Source organism: Acinetobacter sp. TUM15071 (genome assembly GCF_008980925.1).
Lineage (GTDB): Bacteria > Pseudomonadota > Gammaproteobacteria > Pseudomonadales > Moraxellaceae > Acinetobacter > Acinetobacter dispersus.
In genome coordinates this window covers 290,539-308,897 of the sequence record NZ_BKGB01000001.1, presented here as the reverse complement: position 1 = coordinate 308,897, position 18,359 = coordinate 290,539, and the positions used below count along the sequence as shown (strand labels likewise).

Sequence of the window (18,359 nt, the reverse complement as noted above, 5' to 3'; positions counted from 1 at the left end):
AATGACTGGAAGTTTAGAGTGGCAAAGCAATACCAATACGACTGAGAACAGTTGCAAAGCTGTACAGTGTGATTGCCTTACTTTCTGGGAGATTTATCAACAGCAAGCGATTATGCGGTTGTCAAATTTACAGAATCAAAAAACTAATACCTATAAGTTAGAACCGGGTTATGAAGCGCGAGCACGTCGTATAGCTTCTGTATATGCAAAAATATATTTAGAGCAGGAAATTTCAGGAAATAAACAATTAAAAGGGCGTTACTACTGGATGGGCTTAGGGGCTTTTGCATCAAAAACAGTAGCAACTGTATTTAATAATGGATTTGTAAAATTTGGATATAAATGGGTACCTGTAGCTTCGTTGACTCCTTTAACACCGCCAGGCACTCTTGGATTTGTTCGAGATCCAATTCATACTTTTGCAACAGGTAATTTATGGTTGTTTATGGATATTGCACCGTGGCATTATGCTTGGAGTGCTTCCTCAAATTCTTTTAACAATTGTAAAAAACAAAGAAATGTTGCTAAGTTTACTCATATTAAGCAAACAGTAATGAATATACCGTGGTCTAGTTGTCTGACTCAAGTAAACAATCTAGGTGTAACGCCAGATATAGAAAAAGCATTTGGTTTCCTTCCTGATATTGAAAGTATTTTCAAAGCAGGAGGGTCTAGACAAGATACATTTAAAAAAGCAGATGGGCTCTTATTTCAACATTTAATGGCTATTGCCGCACAAGAACAATTTAATATTTTACAAAAGATTGTTTGGAGTAGTTGGAAAGTTCGTATACAAGCTGCAGGACAGCGACTAAAAAAAATTATTGATGATACTTTGGTTCTATCTAGTGATTATGATGTAGCAGCAGTAAAACCAAATTCCCAGGGAAAATATACTGGCAGACATGCCACTGAGTTACCTCAATTACCTGAAAGTGTTTACAGTGAACCATTAAAAGGGACCAAAGTAGAAGACTTTGATAGTCGAATGAAATGGATTAATGAGGCAGCTAAGAAGTACCATCGATTAATGTTACATGATAAAGGTCGAGCTTTTTTAGAAAAAGAGCTATCTGTCATTTCGACTTGGGGCAATAGTAAAGCTGAATTTAAGGTAGGAAGAGATAGTAATGATGGCAAAATATAATCAGCTTTTTTTTATCTTCCTCATTGGATTGTTATTAAGCGCATGTGAACCTAGCTCCAAAGCTAGAGAGAGCCAATATATGAGTAATCAGCAAAATTATACCCTACATTTAGGATTACAAGGGGTACAGGATTTTTTAAAATATACGGATGGAGAGGTTGATAGCCAACCCGCTGGGATAAACTTTATGACCCTGAATTGGAATCCACCAAATTTAGGTAAAGTTAGAGTTGAGCATGGTATTAACAGTTTGGAGTTAGAGAATATATTCTCAGTAATGGGTTCTCAATTTTCAGATAGCCTTAGAGATGGCATCCAAGTTATTGATATTGAAGCGGGTTTGACACGTGAAGAGTTTGTAGCGCCAGAACAGGCTTATACAGCTTATGTTGAATTGATTAAAAAGATTAATCAAGCAGGTTGGAAGCAATATTTTTATCGATTTGATGCAAGAATTGCGAAAGAAGATAACCTAAAATATATTTTAGATCGAAAAGAAGTGATTGATCCGACACATATCTTAAGTTTTAAGGAGTGGCAGGAAGTATTTAATAAAATACCAACAAAAGTATTCTCATATCAGCTTTATAGCAATGGCATCTTATTAAAATTTAGTATTGATCAAACTGCCATTAATGAGAAAAAACAAGAGCAATATATGTTGCGTTATACGATTCAGACTATACGTTATGATGAAAGAAATAGTATAAGTAATTTTGATCAAATGAATAGCCAAGAATTAGAAATGGCATTTCAAAAGATGGTGGAAAAAAATAAATTAGTGAGATTTTCACAAGAGCGAGAAGCAAAACAGAAGGGATATAAAATAGATGAAAACTATCAAGATCCTGATGTTTGGTCCTTTGTAAAATAATAATTAGGCTTAATTTAAGTAGGAATACTAAGCTATTTTAAGTTTAAAAAAGCCCCATATATGATGGGGCTTTAATCTATTCTAAATGTACGTTATTGCCGTGCCAGCTCTGCTTGTCCTGTATGCCAACCACCACCTAAAGCACGGATGAGGTCTACACTGGCAATCATTCGGCTGCCACGAAGCTGTGCAGCGAGTTGCTCTTGCTGCAAAATACTCCGATCCGAATCAATCACATCCAGATAACTAATGCTGCCTTCACGATAACGCAAATGTGAGAGCTGATTGGCATGTCGAGATGAAGCAAGTGCTTGCCCTTGTGCCTGTATTTGCTGATCCAGAATACGCTGATCGGACAAACCATTTTCAACTTCACGGAAAGCATTCAGCACGGTCTGTCGATAATTGGCGACACTTTGTTCATAGCCAGCCCGTGCTTGTGCAACACCTGCTTTACGTTGCCCGCCATCAAATAGCGGTAAAGATAAAATTGTGCCAGCAACGGGACCGAGTAAAAAAGTCCGACTCGACCATTTACCTAAATCTCCTAAACTCGCAGATTCATAACCCAGCGCACCAGTGAGATCCAGTTTGGGAAAAAAAGCAGCACGGGCAATACCAATGCGTGCATTATCGGCGGCCATTGCGCGTTCTGCGGCAGCGATATCAGGACGACGTTCAAGCAAGCTCGAAGGTAAACCTGCAGGGAGGCGAATCGCTGTAGCGGACAATGGTTGAATCGCTAAGCTGAAATCAGCGGGGGGTTTCCCGAGTAATACCGCCAATGCATGTTCGGTATTGGTTCGACTCCGTGCAATGCTGAGTGCATTGGTCTGTGCGGTCGAAAGTTCAGTTTGTGCGCGAGAAACATCCAGATCACTGACCAAGCCATTGCGATAACGTGCTTGGATCAAATTTTGATTCTCTGTCAGTAACTTGATGTTTTGCGCATAAATGGCTTGCTCAGCATCGAATTGACGAATCAGAAAGTATGCCTGCGCCACATCAGCTTGCAAGGCTAACAGTGCCGAATGATAAAGTGCTTCCTGTTGCTGCACATCTGCGGTCGCTGCATTGATACTGCTGGCAACCCGTCCAAATAGATCCAGTTCATAGGAGACATTGGCTTGTGCCCGCCATAAGGTACGTGCAGATGTGGATGCATCCGAATCAAGTCCTAAAGAAGCGGGTGAGGGCTTTTGACGGGTTGGCCCAAAACCTGCACCAATACTAGGTAAACGTTCAGCTTGTGCAGCAGATCTTAAGGCACGAGATGCCTGAATATTGGCTGCTGCCGCTTTTAGATTCTGGTTGCCTGCGATAGCCTGTTGTTCTAGCTCATTCAGTTGTGGATCATTAAAAATCTTCCACCACTCACCGCGAGATTGTGCATCGGCAGGTTGCGCGATGCTCCAGTTCGGATCGTTCAACTTAGCATCAGCTTCCTTAAATTGCAGTGGAATCACCACCTTGGCAGGCTGATATTCAGGTGCCAATGAGCAGCCTGCAAGCAGCAGGCTTCCCATGAGTGAGGAGAGTATCCAGTGTGGTTTTAATCCTGTCATGGCCTGCTCCTTAATGATCGTGTGAACTGTGCAGTGGTGCTTCATGCACAGCTGCCGAGTGCAGTTTATGTTTGCTGTTCAGGGTACGAATCAACACATAGAAGGCAGGGGTCAGGAACAAACCAAAGAAGGTCACCCCGATCATACCAAAGAATACCGCAACACCCATGGCATGACGCATTTCAGCACCTGCACCTGTTGATGTGACTAGTGGAACCACACCCATAATGAAGGCGATTGAGGTCATCAGAATCGGACGCAAACGTAAACGGCTGGCTTCAACCGCGGCATTGAATGCGGTCGCTCCTTGCATTTCCAGTTCTCGGGCAAATTCCACGATCAAGATGGCATTCTTACAGGCCAGCCCGACCAACACCATCAAGCCGACTTGGGTAAAGATGTTGTTATCACCGCCTGTGAGCCAAACCCCAGTTAGTGCAGCCAAGATACCCATTGGGACAATCAGAATCACGGCCAATGGCAAGGTGAGGCTTTCATATTGCGCCGCCAAGACTAAGAACACTAACAGCACACTGATTGGGAAGACCCATAATCCAGCATTACCTGCCAAGATCTTTTGATAGGTCAGATCGGTCCATTCAAATTTCACCCCACGTGGTAAGGTTTCAGCGGCAATTCGCTCAACCGCAGCTTCGGCTTGGCTAGATGAATAGCCCGGTGCAGGACCACCATTAATATCGGCAGCGGTATAGCCGTTATAGCGCACCACCATTTCTGGACCATAGGTTTGAGTCACATTGACCAGTGAAGACAGCGGCACCATTTGTCCTGCATTGTTACGGGTTTTAAGCTGTAAAATATCTTCAGGATTGGCACGGAATGGCGCATCGGCTTGAGCACGCACCTGATAGACACGACCAAAGCGGTTAAAGTCATTCACGTATTGTGAACCGAGGTAAATCTGCATGGTGTTGAATACATCGGTCACGGCAACACCTTGTTGCTTGGCCTTAACCCGATCCAGATCAACATTCAATTGCGGTACATTGATTTGATAACTAGAGAACATTGGCCCCAATTCAGGTGCAGATTGTGCTGCCTTCATAAAGGATTGCGCTGCGTTGTTTAACTCGGCATAGCCTAAAGCACCACGATCTTCCAGCTGGAGTTTAAAGCCACCCATGGTGCCGAGACCCATCACGGGCGGTGGCGGGAATACTGCAATATAAGCATCTTGAATCGCTGAGTATTTCTGATTTAAGGCACCCGCAATGGCATTGGCAGAAAGATCAGCTGCTTTGCGTTCAGCAAAAGGTTTCAAAGTGACAAAGACAATCCCTGCGCTGGAGCTGTTAGTAAAGCCATTAATGGATAGTCCGGGGAAAGCCACTGCACTTTCCACGCCGGGTTGTTTCAGTGCTGCATCACTCATTTTACGAATCACGGTTTCAGTTCGATCCAATGAGGCGCCATTCGGTAATTGGGCAAAGCTAATCAGATATTGCTTATCTTGCGCAGGAACAAAGCCACCCGGAACAATATAAGAAATCCCGATGGTCAGGCCAAGCAGAGCCGCATAAACACCCATTGCTGAGGCTTTATGGGAAATGACCCGACTGACACTACGACCATATTGATCCGATGCGCGTGAGAATACGCGGTTAAACAGGGCAAAGAAGCGTCCAAAGACACGGTTCATTACACGGGTCAGCACGTCTGGTTTGGCATCATGACTTTTTAGCAACATGGCTGCTAAAGCAGGAGATAGGGTGAGTGAGTTGAAAGCCGAAATCACAGTGGAGATGGCAATGGTCATGGCAAATTGTTTATAGAATTGGCCTGTTAAGCCGGTCATAAAGGCCAGCGGGACAAACACGGCAACCAGAGTTAGCGCGATGGCAATAATCGGTCCACTGACTTCACGCATGGCACGATAGGTCGCATCCCTTGGACTGAGTCCTGCTTCAATATTCCGCTCAACATTCTCCACCACCACGATGGCATCATCGACCACGATCCCGATGGCGAGTACCATTCCGAACAGGGATAGCGCATTGATGGAATAACCGAAGGCCAGCATCAAGGCGAAAGTACCAATGATTGAAACAGGCACTGCCAGTAACGGAATGATTGAGGCACGCCATGTTTGTAAGAACAGGATCACCACCACAACGACCAGTGCAATCGCTTCAAGCAGGGTATGAATTACCGCTTTGATACTTGAACGCACAAATTGAGTCGGGTCGTAAACGATGTCGTATTTAATCGAGGCTGGAAAATCTTTGGACAGTTCCGCCATGGTGCTACGCACTTGGTCAGAGACCTGTAAGGCATTGGCACCTGGTGCTTGGAAAATTGGAATCGCCACGGCCTGTTTATTGTCCAGCAATGAACGCAAACCATATTGCGAAGCAGCCAGTTCAACACGGGCCACATCACCTAAACGCGTTACTGCACCATCCGCAGCCGTTTTTAAAATAATATCGGCAAATTCCTGTTCGGTACTTAAACGACCTTGCGCATTCACCGAGAGCTGTAAAGGAGAATTATTGGGTGCAGCACCAATAGTCCCTGCGGCAACCTGAATATTCTGTTCACGAATCGCATTGACGATTTCAGTGGCGGTGAGATTACGTTGCGCCACCTTTTGTGGGTCTAACCATACCCGCATGGCGTAATCGCCTGAACCAAACAGACCGACCTCACCCACACCTTGTAAACGTGCCAGACGGTCTTTGACATTGAGTACTGCATAGTTGCGCAAGTAGGTCATGTCATAGCGATTATCGGGTGAGGTGAGATGCACCACCATGGTCAAGGTTGGTGAACTTTTTAGCGTGGTCACACCGAGACGCTGTACATCTTCAGGCAAACGTGGTAGGGCTTGAGAAACCCGATTCTGCACCAGTTGCTGGGCTTTGTCTGGATCAATCCCGAGCTTGAAATTGACGGTAATGGTCAGGTTGCCATCGCTGTTGGCCTGAGACTGCATATACAGCATGTTCTCTACACCGTTGATGGATTCCTCCAACGGAGAAGCAACGGTTTCAGCGATTACTTTAGGGTTGGCACCCGGATATTGGGCACGCACTACCACAGAGGGTGGCACCACTTCTGGATATTCAGAAATGGGCAGTTGGAAAAGGGAGAGAAGGCCCGCCAGTAGAATCAGGACGGACAATACCCCGGCAAAGATCGGACGATCAATAAAAAACTTGGAAATATTCATGAGGATTAACCTTTTGCCGAAGTTGGGGTTTTTTCTGTAGGCTGAGGTTGTTGTGCAGTGTTATCGACAGTAATTTGAGGATTCGGCATAGCAATGAGTTGAGGTTTTACAGGATCACCCGGGCGGATACGTTGTAAACCATTCACCACGATACGGTCACCGATTTGCAGACCACTATTGATGATTTGCAGACCATCTTGTTGTGCACCCAATTTAACTTCACGATATGCGGTTTGGTTTTTCGCATCGACCACCACCACAAAACGTTTGTCCTGATCGACACCAATCGCAGTTGGGCTAATCAGAATGGCTGAGCGAGGTTGTCCACCGCCCAGACGAATACGGGCATACAGTCCAGGAAGCATCACACCTTTAGGATTATCGAAGGTGGCACGCACACGAATGGTGCCTGATGTGGTATTTAAATTATTGTCGATCGAACTGATATAACCTTCACGGCTAAAACCAGATTCATTGGCAAGACCAAGATAAACGGGGACTTGGGCTGAATTACGTTGATTACTGATATATTTCAGATAGGTTTGTTCATCGACATCAAAAGATGCATAAAGACGAGAAACGGATACCAAGCTGGTGAGGACTTGTGCGCCATTGCCTGCGGAAACTACATTTCCAACCGTGACTTCTGCACGGGAAATACGTCCACTGACAGGTGCGGTAATACGGGTATATTCCAGATTTAGACGGGCAGTTTCGACTGCTGCTTTGGCAGCCTGCAAGTTGGCATTGGCCGAGCGAGCTTCGTTTTCTGCTTGATCAAGCTCTTGATGGGCAATCGCATTACTTTGGATTAAACGCTGGTTGCGGCCTAAGTTAGCTGAAGAGTACGTCACTTGTGCTTCAGCAGAAGCCAGTTGAGCTTTGGCACGATTTAGTTCTGCTTCAAAAGGCCGTGGGTCAATGGTGAAGAGTAAGTCGCCCTTATTCACTAAACTGCCATCTTTAAAATGCACGGCAATTAGTTTGCCTGAGACTTGTGGACGTATATCAACTTGATCAATGGCTTCGAGACGTCCCGAATATTCTTGCCAGTCGGTAATGGTTTTACTGAGTACATTCGCAACATCTACAGTTGCAGCAGGTGGTGCACTTGCTGTGGGGGTAGCTTTCGCATCTGCATTTTCTTGGAAGAGAATAAAACTGCCACCTGTTGCAAAAATGGCAATAATGACAGCAGACAGCGTCAGCTGTTTGCGGGAAAGTGACATGGGATGCTCCTGGTTATTTGAATCCCTGTTTTCAGACTTTTTGTTTTGGTCTGTAGGGGAGAAACAGGTTTATGGAATGAAAGGAGCATAAAAGTTTGTCAATTACGAATAAATATACTAAATTTGATAACACTATTCGTATTTTTATAATAATTGATGTGTGAAACTTGAAAATGCATCAATGGGAGTGGGCCAGTGGATCTATTTCATGCAATGAAAGTCTTTAATAAAGTGGTTGAAACTAATAGCTTTAGTTTGGCTGCAGACAGTCTGGGACTACCACGTGCTTCTGTGACTACGACCATTCAGGGATTAGAAAAACATTTACAAGTTCGTTTATTGAATCGAACCACACGTAAGCTCAGCCTAACACCAGATGGTGCTGTGTATTATGACCGTACATTAAGAATTCTGGCCGATGTTGAAGATATAGAGGCATCCTTCCATGATGAGGAACGAGGACCGCGGGGACGGTTGCGTATTGATGTACCTGTCTCGATTGGTCGCTTGATTCTAATTCCACGATTGAGAGAGTTTCATCATCGTTATCCTGATATTGATCTGGTGATTGGCTTGAATGATCGCCCAGTCGATTTGGTGGGTGAAGCTGTAGACTGTGCAATTCGGGTGGGAGAGCTACAAGATTCCAGTTTAATCGCACGCCGTATCGGTACATTTCAGTGCGCAACAGCAGCATCAGCGTGCTATTTGGAAAAATATGGCGAACCTAAGACATTACATGATCTGCAAAAAAACCATCAGGCTATTCATTTCTTTTCCAGCCGTACAGGGCGCAATTTTGACTGGGATTTTGTGGTCGATGACCTGATCCAAAGTGTCAGTGTCAATGGGCATGTTTCTGTCAATGATGGGGATGCCTATATTGATTTGGCTTTACAAGGTTTTGGCCTGATCCAAGGTCCACGCTATATGCTGACCAACCATTTTGAAGCGGGAACTCTAAAAGAAGTCTTACCACAATGGACACCTGCACCGATGCCAATTTCGGTGGTGTATTTGCAAAGTCGGCATTTATCCCACAAAGTTAGAGTCTTTGTTGATTGGGTGGCGGAGTTGTTTGCAGGCTGTCCACTACTTGGGGGGAGTGTGCTACCGTTGGATCAGAAATGTGAATTTGCATGCGATCAGAAAACCAATCATGAATATACCATTCGCACTTTGGTGGAGCAGCATAATATTGCTGAAGCACGCGCGTTGAAGACTTAAGTGAATGACAAGCGTCGATAAATAGATATCTCTATGATCGACGCTTAAGAAATTACAATTCACATAGCAGATGGATATCTTCAGGCTCTAATTGCCATAGCTGTTGGTCTGGATGATCAAGTAGCTTAGCACCATGTTTCATATAAAAATCGACGGTTCTTTTGCTCGGTGTCGCTGAAATATAGAGATATTTAGCTCCGAGCTTACGTGCAGAAGTTATTGCAGTTTGCATTAACTTTGCACCGATTCCTTGACCTTGATGGTCTGCATCGACATAAAAATAATGCAAAAGTTTAGCGTCTGGATAATCGTGAATCAATTGATTGGATACGACCGATACGCCAAGTAATTTCCCCTTAGAGCTGAAAGCTCCAATCATTTCAGCCTTGTGCTGATAAAGCTGTTTTAGTTTTGGGGGATCATATTGTAGATGGTAATCGTCCCATTGCTGTACGTCATAGAAGCAGTCTTCTAATTGCAAAGACTGTCTTATGTAGTTTTGTGTGATCAGCTCACGTCGACTAATCTGTTGCCAGATCAGATCAATTTCTGAATATTGCAGTGGTCTTAAAATAATATTGATACAGTTTTCCTTTATGGGGGCAATAGGCGCGTGAGCAGGGCTATTTTAAAGCGATTGATTTACATGAGAGACAATCTGTTAAGCAAATCAACTATTTCTCAATCATACATCGGATTATCCTTGTGCTAGTGATAAAAATAAAAGGAGATCCATCATGCTGGCTCGGTTTATCCACTCTATTTTAGCTTCAAGTGTTGTTTTGACTTTTTCAGGGTGTACTGCATCATCTCAGGAGCCAATTACAGCCAGTTATGGTCCACAACCCGTATTACCTAAACCACAGTCAAGTTTATTGCCAACAATTAATATTGCACCAGCCACAGGCTGGCCAAAAGGTGTGATGCCTACGCCAGCAGAAGGTTTAAAAGTTCAACCTTTTGCACAGGGGCTAGACCATCCAAGATGGCTCTATGTATTACCAAATGGTGATGTCTTGGTAGCTGAAACCGATGCACCGCCTAAGCCCGATGATAGTAAAGGAATTCGTGGAAAAATTGCGAAGAAGGTAATGCAACGTGCGGGTTCTTCATTTCCTAGCGCGAACCGTATCCGTTTGCTACGTGATACCAATGGTGATGGTATTGCTGATAAGAACACAGTTTTTCTTGAAAACTTAAATTCGCCGTTTGGTATGACTTTGGTGGGGAACACACTTTATGTCGCCAATACCGATGCATTGATACGGTTTCCCTATCAAGAAGGTGCAACAAAGATTACGACATCAGGTACCAAGGTGCTGGATTTACCCGCAGGGAAACTTAATCATCATTGGACAAAAAATGTGATTGCGAATCCAGAGGGTACCAAACTATATATCTCGGTTGGATCGAACAGCAATGTGGCTGAAAATGGGCTGGACAAGGAAGCTGGTCGAGCACAGATTTTAGAGTTTGATATTGCCACTGGCAAAGCAAGACCATTTGCAACAGGGCTGCGTAATCCGAATGGCATGGGATGGCAGCCGCAGGGTGGTCAGTTATGGACCGTGGTGAATGAGCGTGATGAACTGGGCAATAATTTAGTTCCTGATTATATGACCTCGGTTAAAGAAGGAGCATTTTATGGTTGGCCGTATAGCTATTATGGTCAGCACGTCGATACTCGGGTAAAACCACAAAATCCAGAGATGGTGGCTCGTGCACGTAAACCTGATTATGCTTTGGGAAATCATACTGCATCTTTAGGGTTGGCCTTTTATGCGACGGAATTAATGCCACAATATCGCGGTGGGGCATTTATTGGTCAGCATGGCTCATGGAATCGTAAACCGCATAGTGGTTATAAAGTGATTTTTGTCCCATTTAGAGGTGGTCAGCCGTATGGACAACCACAAGATGTATTGACTGGCTTCTTAAATGACAAAGGTGAGGCATATGGAAGACCAGTCGGCGTTGCGATTGATTTTTCTGGTGCACTTTTAGTGGCAGATGATGTTGGTGATGTGATTTGGCGTGTATCGCCTACCGCTCAAACGACCTATGAAACGCCAATGCGAGAGTAAAATGGCAGCTTAGCAACTTGAATCATTTTTTCTTTTGAACCTGATCACAGTAAAGCTTGGATAGACAGTTATGTATTGTTTTTGTGATAAATCAATCATTAATTAATATTATTGTGATATAAATAACACATTAGCGATAAGCTTCTCTGTGGAATGTCTATATCGTAATCTCATTCTCTTCCCCAAGAGTTTGAGATTTTTTTTGTTTGAAAAATTTAGATCAATTATATTTAGACATAAAATTGATGCAGAAAACTGCAGATAGGGGTTACTGAACAGGGAATAAAACGGGAAGTATTTGGAGAACTGATTTAAAAAATCTGCCCCCCAATTGATTTGGAATAAATGAGGTCTTATTTCTTTTGTTTAAAACGATATTTGCACTTTAAGCAACGGTAATCCTGAAAAATATTCTTATCGACCATCACACCCGCTTTTTTTCCAAAAATATTACCAATAACGCCACCCGTAACACCTGCACTGATTGCACCGACAAAAGTGCCTACCGTACCCCCGACAATCACACCTAAAGGTCCAGCAACCGTACCAATTGCAGCACCGATGGATGCACCACCTGCAGCACCACCGACTGTACCTGCAGTCGTACCTGCGGCCGTCAGTAATACACCGCCCGTAGTTCTCAATAATTTGTCATGATTACGTGCTTCAATTTCAGTCGAACCACATTTAGGGCATTCGATAGGTTTTTCCATAAAACAATTTATCCTGTATTTCTTTATTGAGTCGCCCAGTCGATTTTGCTCAATCAAATGAGTGAGTCAATATCATACTTTGGAAGAAGCTATATTGCCGATGAGAGAAATCAGCGACATCACTTTTTCAGTTCTGATTTTAGCGAAACAAGGGCATAAGTATTTATCGTTCATGTAAATACTTGTACTTTAATAATTATCCAAATATCGAAGTCAGGGTATCAGGGCAGAGTAGCATTTGCTGCGTACCTGATTCATTGGTTTTAAGCTAAGCGTTAAATCTGAAGGAGAGAATTGTTAAAGTCGATTTTAGATCTGTTTGGTATGTAAAAACTCTTGTTTTTACAAGAATTTTTACATGATTTATTTAGGCTAAAAATGTTTCTTGCAAATAACTCCAGACCATTTTTCCATTAATTTCTTCAATTAAAGCGCATGAGCGTCGGATCAAAATACCCGTGTCTTTGGTATGCTTTTCGGTATAGGTCAGAACAATTGCATCTTGTTTCTGCATTAAGATTTGTTCGTCATAGATTTCAATTTTGATATCAGGCATTTTCCCTTGATTGTTGCTAAACAAGCCTTTGACATCTTCAAGTGAAAAACGTTTTCCCGCTGCACCAACCATTTCAAAATGATCAGCAAAATAATCAATCAGCAGGGGAAGGTCTTGTTCAGCATGTTTTCCATTAAAAATTTTTTCAATCAAGACGTGCATACTATGAATGCTTTCGATTGCTTGTTCTTTGATAAGTGCCATATTCATTTCCATTGAAAATTGAGTATCTCACTTTATTTTAAACCAAAAATAAATGTAAAATTCAATATAATTTTAAAATAAAATAAGCATCAGGATTTTTCACGATTCAGGAAACTTTGATGCAATATTTTAAAAATTATATCATATCAAATATTTAAATCGTAAAAGTGATTCTTTAATCATTTATCTAAATGTTTAAGTCGCGGAGATCGTAAAAAAGGTATAACTTTATACCTGAAATATTATGGAAAATTCCATGTAAAAATAATAAATATGGAGAGGGATGATTTACCTTATTGAAGACAGAGCAGAAACGGATTCTGGTCATGTTGTCGCCAATAAGAAGACGCATTAGAAAAATGGCATGGACAAGGAAGCAAAATGGATACGCAATCTACTGAGCCGAAACAAGCTCAATCAAATCTCTATGCATGGTATGTGGTATTACTGTGCATGTTGGCTTATATCTTCTCATTTATTGATCGGCAAATACTTGCACTCATGATCGAGCCCATTAAGGCTGATCTAGGAATTTCAGACACACAGTTTAGTTTATTACACGGTTTAGCCTTTTCTCTGTTTTATGCCTTTATGGGTCTACCCTTGGCATATCTGGCAGATCGTTTTTCTCGTCCAAAAATTATTGCCATCGGGGTGGTGTTCTGGAGTATTGCAACGGCATTTTGTGGTCTAAGTAAAAACTTTATTCAACTGTTTTTAAGTCGTATGGGGGTGGGTGTTGGTGAAGCTGCTTTGTCTCCAGCAGCTTATTCAATGTTTAGCGATATGTTTAGCAAGGATAAGCTTGGACGCGCTGTCGCCGTTTATTCGATTGGTTCTTTTGTCGGTGGCGGGATTGCTTTTCTGGTCGGTGGCTATGTGATTGGCTTACTCAAAAATATGGATAGCATCATGGTGCCTGTCTTTGGTGCGCTTAAGGCTTGGCAAGCCGCATTTATTATTGTTGGCCTGCCTGGTGTCTTTATTGGTCTATTGGTTTTACTCACCGTGAGAGAGCCGCAGCGTAAAGGTCAGCGTCTAAATGCACAGGGGCAAGTAGAAAAAACCAGTATGAAGGATGCATTCAAGTTTATTAAAAAGCATGGTCGCACCTTCAAATGTCATTATTTAGGTTTTACTTTTTATGCGATGGCTTTGTATTGCCTGATCAGTTGGTCACCTGCGTTCTATATGCGTAAATTCGGCCTCACCCCAACTGAAGCGGGCTATATGCTGGGCAGTGTGTTACTGGTGGCGAATATCCTAGGTGTATTTTGTGCGGGATGGCTGAACGACTGGTTTATTCAAAAAGGTCGTAAAGATGCGCCGATGATTACAGGTGTGATTGGTATTGTGGGTTTGATCATCCCGATGATGATTTTTACTCAAGTGAATGAGTTATGGTTATCGGTGGTGTTTTTAGTACCTGCGATGTTCTTTGCTTCATTCCCGATGCCGATTTCAACCACGGCTATGCAAATGTTGGCACCAAACCAGTTACGCGCACAAATCTCAGCGGTATTCCTATTGATCAGTAATCTGGTTGCGGTCGGGATTGGCACCACATTGGTGGCTTTGATTACCGATAAGGTGTTTGAAAATCCACTCATGGTCGGGATGTCCCTGTCGATTGTGGGTACGATTTCCTGTGTATTGGCCTTTATCTTACTGAAAAAAGGCTGTCAGGCATTTAGTGACAGTATGCAGCAGGAACATGGATCTTGATTTGATGCTGTACTGAGTAGGTAAGGCCCATTCTTTGTAATGGGCTTTATGCTTTGCCAGTGAAATCTTTAGCAAGGGAGTGACGTGATGCAAGCGAGTTTTAAACTGGATCATTTGCATTATCTGGATGAGTTTTTATTATTTCAGTCCAATGATTATCAAACCATTAAAGATCAAATCAGTCACTATCTCTGCCCGCATCGTTTTGATGTCGAAGTACGAGAACCTCTAAATACACGTTTGAATGGCTTTAGCTTTGGTAATGGCGCGCTGTACGATCTGAAATATAGTGCACCTGTGATGATTAGTATTGAAGATACTGCTGACTTTTATTTATTTCGAATTACGCTGGAGGGGCAATGTCAGGTGGGATTTGATCAGCAACACATCGTACAATCAGTGGGGATTATGTCAGTCACTCATCCACATACACGACAGCAGATCATCACCAATCAGCATTGCCGTAATATCATTTTAAAATTGGCGCAACAGGATATCGAAACTCAATTATTCAACATGTTGGGATGTCGTAGCCAAGAACCATTACGCTTTAATTCCTCTTTATCCTGTAGTTTGGAAGGGATCGATGCGATTATTGAAACGCTGAATTATCTGTGTCATGCCTATTATAATATTCGCAACTGGAGCTTTATTTCAGCCAGTTTTAGCCAGTATTTGATTGAGCTCATTTTGCTGAAAATTCCGAATAACTATACCGAACGGTTGAATGCACAGCGTCAGCAGCTTGTACCAGGCTATATCAAAAAAGCGCAGCAGTATATTCAGGACAATCTGCATCAAGCGATTTCGCTAGCGACGTTGAGTCAATATTGTGAGGTATCGATCCGAAGCTTACAAAAGGGCTTTAGCCAATATCTACAGCAGACACCCGTCGAATATATCCGTGAGCAACGTCTGGAACGGGTACATTCCGCTTTACAGCAAGCAGTGGAACATCAAACTGTGACCGATATTTTACTGGATCATGGCATTCAAAGTTTTGGGCATTTTTCCAGCCTATATAAAAAACGTTATGGCTGCTTGCCTTCGCATACTTTAAAAAAAGATGCCGTGCCAGTTCATCAAATGCGTGCGTAAATGGAATAACGCTTGCGTATTTGGATAAGCCACAGGTCGTGCTCTCTTTTATGCTGAATTGAAAATCAATCAGCAGGAAAGCAAATGAAAATTACAGTACTCGGTGGCGGACACGGATGTTATGCAGCAGCGGTAGAGATGGCAGAAAAAGGCCACGACGTGGTGTTATGGCGTCGTGACCGCGACGCATTGCAACAATTGGCGGCAACAGGCGAACTCAAGATTAAAGATTATCAGGGCGATCGTAGTGTCACAGTCGGTTTTGAGCGGAGTCAGATTAATCTGTCGGATGATTTACAACATGCCATCCAGCATGCCGAGCTGATTATTATTCCTTTGCCCGCAACCACACATCTGGATTTAGCGCAGCAGGCCGCGCCGTTCTTTCAAACGGGACAGGTGGTGTATTTACCGCCTGCAACCTTTGGTAGTTTTATCTTTGCCAAAGCCATGAGTGAAGCAGGTAACAGTGCTCAAGTGGCCTTTGCCGAAACTGGAACCTTACCGTATCTGGTACGTAAGCACGGCGTCAATCAGATCGTGATAAGTGGCTATGCAACCCGTTTACCAACGGGGGTATTCCCAAGCAGCTTGTTCGAGCATGCATTCCAAATTTTGAAACAGGCGTATCCAAGTGTTGAACCAATTGAGGACAGTTTAAGTGGTGCATTAATGAATGCGGGACCGATTATTCATCCACCGTTGATTTTGATGAATGCGGGACCACTCGAACATTTCGAAGCGTGGGATATTCATAATGAAGGGACACAACCGTCGATTCGCCGTGTCACCAATCAGCTTGACGCAGAGCGTATGCGTGTAAGGGAAGCATTGGGCTATGCTGCACCGCATTTTCCACTAGCAGACCACTATAATAAAGACGGTGAAGGCGATGAATGGATGTATGGCCGTGGGGCACATGGCAAATTAACCGATAGTGGTGACTGGCGTGAGGACATCAACTTACAGACACATCGTTATATGCTGGAAGATACGCGTCTCGGGCTATCCTTTCTGGTTTCGGTGGGACGTTGGGCGGGTGTCGCTACCCCAGTGGCAGAAGGACTACTGAATATTGCTTCTGCGGTGACAGGCAAGGATTTGTATCAGGACGGACGGACGTTTGAGAATCTGGGGCTGGCAAATAAAAGCAAAGCTGAGTTGCAAGCGACTTTGCAGCAAGGAGTCTAGGATGAACCCAATTCAACAGGTTGCCGTACTCGGCGCTGGGCGAATGGGCAAAGCCATTGCAATTGCCTTTGCCTATGCGGGATTAAACGTGGCTTTAATCGATGCTCGACAACGCACGGAGGCTGAGTTTGAGCAATATCAGGCTCAAATCCAAACCGACTTAAAACAAGAATTGCAGTTGCTGGAAAGTATCCAGTTTATTCAATCTGAACAAACCGTATTTATTCTGGATCAGATTAAGATTTTAAGTCGCGAGGCTTCAATATCGGTCTTAGCGCGCTGTGATCTGGTGATGGAAGGTGTACCCGAGGTCAGACAAACCAAAGAAGATATTTTTACTTGGCTGGATCAATATATTACGCCGACTTGTATTGTTGCATCGACGACGTCAACCTTTCTGGTCACTGATATTGCGCACATGATTTCTCATCCAGAACGGGTGGTGAATGCGCATTGGCTCAATCCTGCCTATCTGATTCCGCTGGTTGAGTTAAGTCGTTCTGAGCAAACTTCAGATGAGGCGGTAAATACTTTGAAAAGCTTCTTGCAGGCAATTGGCAAAGTGCCTGTGGTGTGTCATGCCAAAGCGGGCTATATCGTGCCACGGATTCAGGCCTTGGCCATGAACGAAGCGGCACGGATGGTAGAAGAAGGTGTGGCTTCCGCAGAAGATATTGATATCGCGATTCGGACGGGTTTTGGCCTGCGCTTTTCTGTATTGGGCTTGCTGGAATTTATTGACTGGGGTGGTGGCGATATTCTGTATTATGCTTCACAATATTTACAAAAGGAGCTAGGCGAACGTTATCGCACGCCTGAAATTATTGCCGAGAATATGCGACAGCAACGTAATGGCTTGAGAGAAAAGCAGGGGTTTTATAATTATCAGCAAGTTGATATTGCAGCTTATAAACAGCAAGTGCTGCATACTTTTTCAGACCGAATCGCCGCAAATCAGATTAAACCACCCTTTAATATTCTAAATCAGTGATCCGAATTTTAGCCCATCTGCTGATAATGATGGGCTTTTGTCGTTGCTTTAGCTTGAGGGCATTAAATCAAACAGTTTTTTTAATTGACCATTCAACTGATGCAGTTCAGCATCATCAAAGGCATTCAGAATCCCAGATAGGGTGACCTGACTGATCTGGTTAATTTGTTCAACCATTTCTTTACCTTTATCGGTCAGTTTCACCATGGAGATACGTTCATCCGATTCGGATGAAAACACCTGCACAATATCATCTTCAACCAAGCGATAAACGGCTTTGGTTGCCGTGGTCAGCTTGAGGGTAGAGAGGTTGGCAATCTCGGTAATACTGGCTTGTTCAAGCGCATTGGTGCTTAAAATAATTTTACGACGTGTATTGTCGATACCTAGTTTTTTAATTGATTTTTCAATAAGTTGTGTGTATTTACCATTCACTTGAGAGATCCAGAAAAAAGGATAGCTCTGTAAGCTGCTCGGTTCATTGTTGGGTAGAAATTGTTCTAAATGAGTAAGCATAGCCAAGTCATTACTTTTATAAAAATGGACATTCAGCATTATACAAAAA

The 18,359-nt window shown here is 43.2% G+C and carries 15 protein-coding genes; 8 read left to right on the top strand and 7 right to left on the bottom strand.

The genetic code is table 11. The annotated features are described in order from the left end of the window. Nucleotide 1: 1 nt before the first annotated feature. Both GBI66_RS01365 and GBI66_RS01360 read left to right on the top strand, forming a co-directional pair. A complete protein-coding gene (locus tag GBI66_RS01365) occupies nt 2-1,147 on the top strand; it encodes a DUF2515 family protein (RefSeq protein ID WP_151714894.1) in 1,146 nt (381 codons plus the stop codon). Continuing rightward, nucleotides 1,131-2,021 carry a hypothetical protein gene (locus GBI66_RS01360; protein WP_151714893.1) on the top strand — a complete coding sequence of 297 codons (891 nt, stop codon included), beginning with the start codon at nt 1,131-1,133 and terminating at the stop codon, nt 2,019-2,021. The genes GBI66_RS01365 and GBI66_RS01360 overlap by 17 nt, the downstream gene beginning before the upstream one ends. Before the next feature lie 92 nt (nt 2,022-2,113). Here the strand turns inward: GBI66_RS01360 and GBI66_RS01355 are convergent, their stop codons facing one another. From GBI66_RS01355 to GBI66_RS01345, 3 genes are read right to left on the bottom strand one after another with little or no spacing between them, the layout of a single operon-like run. Continuing rightward, nucleotides 2,114-3,586 (bottom strand): efflux transporter outer membrane subunit, encoded by a 1,473-nt coding sequence (locus GBI66_RS01355; protein WP_151714892.1) that lies wholly within the window; start codon nt 3,584-3,586, stop codon nt 2,114-2,116. A gap of 10 nt (nt 3,587-3,596) precedes the next feature. Beyond that, on the bottom strand, nt 3,597-6,776 hold the full coding sequence (adeG, locus tag GBI66_RS01350; RefSeq protein WP_151714891.1) for a multidrug efflux RND transporter permease subunit AdeG: 3,180 nt from the start codon (nt 6,774-6,776) through the stop codon (nt 3,597-3,599). A 5-nt stretch (nt 6,777-6,781) separates the two neighbouring features. Then, on the bottom strand, nt 6,782-8,005 hold the full coding sequence (locus GBI66_RS01345) for an efflux RND transporter periplasmic adaptor subunit (protein WP_151714890.1): 1,224 nt from the start codon (nt 8,003-8,005) through the stop codon (nt 6,782-6,784). Nucleotides 8,006-8,200: 195 nt separating this feature from the next. On the opposite strand from GBI66_RS01345, the gene GBI66_RS01340 reads away from it, so the two are divergent. Continuing rightward, nucleotides 8,201-9,232 (top strand): LysR family transcriptional regulator, encoded by a 1,032-nt coding sequence (locus GBI66_RS01340; RefSeq protein ID WP_005190617.1) that lies wholly within the window; start codon nt 8,201-8,203, stop codon nt 9,230-9,232. 52 nt (nt 9,233-9,284) lie between these two features. Here GBI66_RS01340 and GBI66_RS01335 read toward each other — a convergent pair whose 3' ends face one another. Then, nucleotides 9,285-9,809: a GNAT family N-acetyltransferase gene (locus GBI66_RS01335; RefSeq protein ID WP_151714889.1), complete on the bottom strand. Its 525-nt coding sequence runs from the start codon at nt 9,807-9,809 to the stop codon at nt 9,285-9,287. A gap of 160 nt (nt 9,810-9,969) precedes the next feature. Here GBI66_RS01335 and GBI66_RS01330 point away from each other — a divergent pair, with 160 nt between their 5' ends. Then, nucleotides 9,970-11,316: a sorbosone dehydrogenase family protein gene (locus GBI66_RS01330; RefSeq protein ID WP_151714888.1), complete on the top strand. Its 1,347-nt coding sequence runs from the start codon at nt 9,970-9,972 to the stop codon at nt 11,314-11,316. 353 nt (nt 11,317-11,669) lie between these two features. Here the strand turns inward: GBI66_RS01330 and GBI66_RS01325 are convergent, their stop codons facing one another. Together GBI66_RS01325 and GBI66_RS01320 are read right to left on the bottom strand one after the other, a co-directional pair. Further along, nucleotides 11,670-12,029 carry a hypothetical protein gene (locus tag GBI66_RS01325; protein WP_005190609.1) on the bottom strand — a complete coding sequence of 120 codons (360 nt, stop codon included), beginning with the start codon at nt 12,027-12,029 and terminating at the stop codon, nt 11,670-11,672. Nucleotides 12,030-12,396: 367 nt separating this feature from the next. Further along, entirely contained in the window at nt 12,397-12,789 is a 393-nt protein-coding gene (locus GBI66_RS01320; RefSeq protein ID WP_151714887.1) for a DUF4440 domain-containing protein, read from the bottom strand. Between the two features lie 381 nt (nt 12,790-13,170). Between GBI66_RS01320 and GBI66_RS01315 the strand changes: the two genes are divergently transcribed. From GBI66_RS01315 to GBI66_RS01300, 4 genes are all read left to right on the top strand, one after another. Continuing rightward, on the top strand, nt 13,171-14,514 hold the full coding sequence (locus GBI66_RS01315) for an MFS transporter (RefSeq protein WP_151714886.1): 1,344 nt from the start codon (nt 13,171-13,173) through the stop codon (nt 14,512-14,514). Nucleotides 14,515-14,601: 87 nt separating this feature from the next. Next, nucleotides 14,602-15,612, top strand: a complete 1,011-nt coding sequence (locus GBI66_RS01310) for an AraC family transcriptional regulator (RefSeq protein ID WP_151714885.1) — start codon at nt 14,602-14,604, stop codon at nt 15,610-15,612. Nucleotides 15,613-15,696: 84 nt separating this feature from the next. Continuing rightward, a complete protein-coding gene (locus GBI66_RS01305) occupies nt 15,697-16,803 on the top strand; it encodes an NAD/NADP-dependent octopine/nopaline dehydrogenase family protein (RefSeq protein ID WP_151714884.1) in 1,107 nt (368 codons plus the stop codon). A gap of 1 nt (nt 16,804) precedes the next feature. Beyond that, entirely contained in the window at nt 16,805-17,794 is a 990-nt protein-coding gene (locus GBI66_RS01300; RefSeq protein ID WP_151714883.1) for a 3-hydroxybutyryl-CoA dehydrogenase, read from the top strand. A gap of 48 nt (nt 17,795-17,842) precedes the next feature. Here the strand turns inward: GBI66_RS01300 and GBI66_RS01295 are convergent, their stop codons facing one another. Continuing rightward, complete coding sequence (locus GBI66_RS01295; protein ID WP_032811936.1) at nt 17,843-18,310, bottom strand: MarR family winged helix-turn-helix transcriptional regulator; 468 nt, start codon at nt 18,308-18,310, stop codon at nt 17,843-17,845. Between the last annotated feature and the right edge of the window lie 49 nt (nt 18,311-18,359).

Bases quoted from the DNA above. Each gene is read 5' to 3' on its own strand.
- GBI66_RS01355 (WP_151714892.1), bottom strand. From the start codon at position 3,586: ATGACAGGATTAAAACCACACTGGATACTCTCCTCACTCATGGGAAGC.
- GBI66_RS01345 (WP_151714890.1), bottom strand. From the start codon at position 8,005: ATGTCACTTTCCCGCAAACAGCTGACGCTGTCTGCTGTCATTATTGCC.
- GBI66_RS01330 (WP_151714888.1), top strand. From the start codon at position 9,970: ATGCTGGCTCGGTTTATCCACTCTATTTTAGCTTCAAGTGTTGTTTTG.
- GBI66_RS01300 (WP_151714883.1), top strand. From the start codon at position 16,805: ATGAACCCAATTCAACAGGTTGCCGTACTCGGCGCTGGGCGAATGGGC.
- GBI66_RS01365 (WP_151714894.1), top strand. From the start codon at position 2: ATGACTGGAAGTTTAGAGTGGCAAAGCAATACCAATACGACTGAGAAC.
- GBI66_RS01310 (WP_151714885.1), top strand. From the start codon at position 14,602: ATGCAAGCGAGTTTTAAACTGGATCATTTGCATTATCTGGATGAGTTT.
- GBI66_RS01305 (WP_151714884.1), top strand. From the start codon at position 15,697: ATGAAAATTACAGTACTCGGTGGCGGACACGGATGTTATGCAGCAGCG.
- GBI66_RS01315 (WP_151714886.1), top strand. From the start codon at position 13,171: ATGGATACGCAATCTACTGAGCCGAAACAAGCTCAATCAAATCTCTAT.
- GBI66_RS01360 (WP_151714893.1), top strand. From the start codon at position 1,131: ATGATGGCAAAATATAATCAGCTTTTTTTTATCTTCCTCATTGGATTG.
- GBI66_RS01295 (WP_032811936.1), bottom strand. From the start codon at position 18,310: ATGCTTACTCATTTAGAACAATTTCTACCCAACAATGAACCGAGCAGC.
- adeG (WP_151714891.1), bottom strand. From the start codon at position 6,776: ATGAATATTTCCAAGTTTTTTATTGATCGTCCGATCTTTGCCGGGGTA.
- GBI66_RS01325 (WP_005190609.1), bottom strand. From the start codon at position 12,029: ATGGAAAAACCTATCGAATGCCCTAAATGTGGTTCGACTGAAATTGAA.
- GBI66_RS01320 (WP_151714887.1), bottom strand. From the start codon at position 12,789: ATGGCACTTATCAAAGAACAAGCAATCGAAAGCATTCATAGTATGCAC.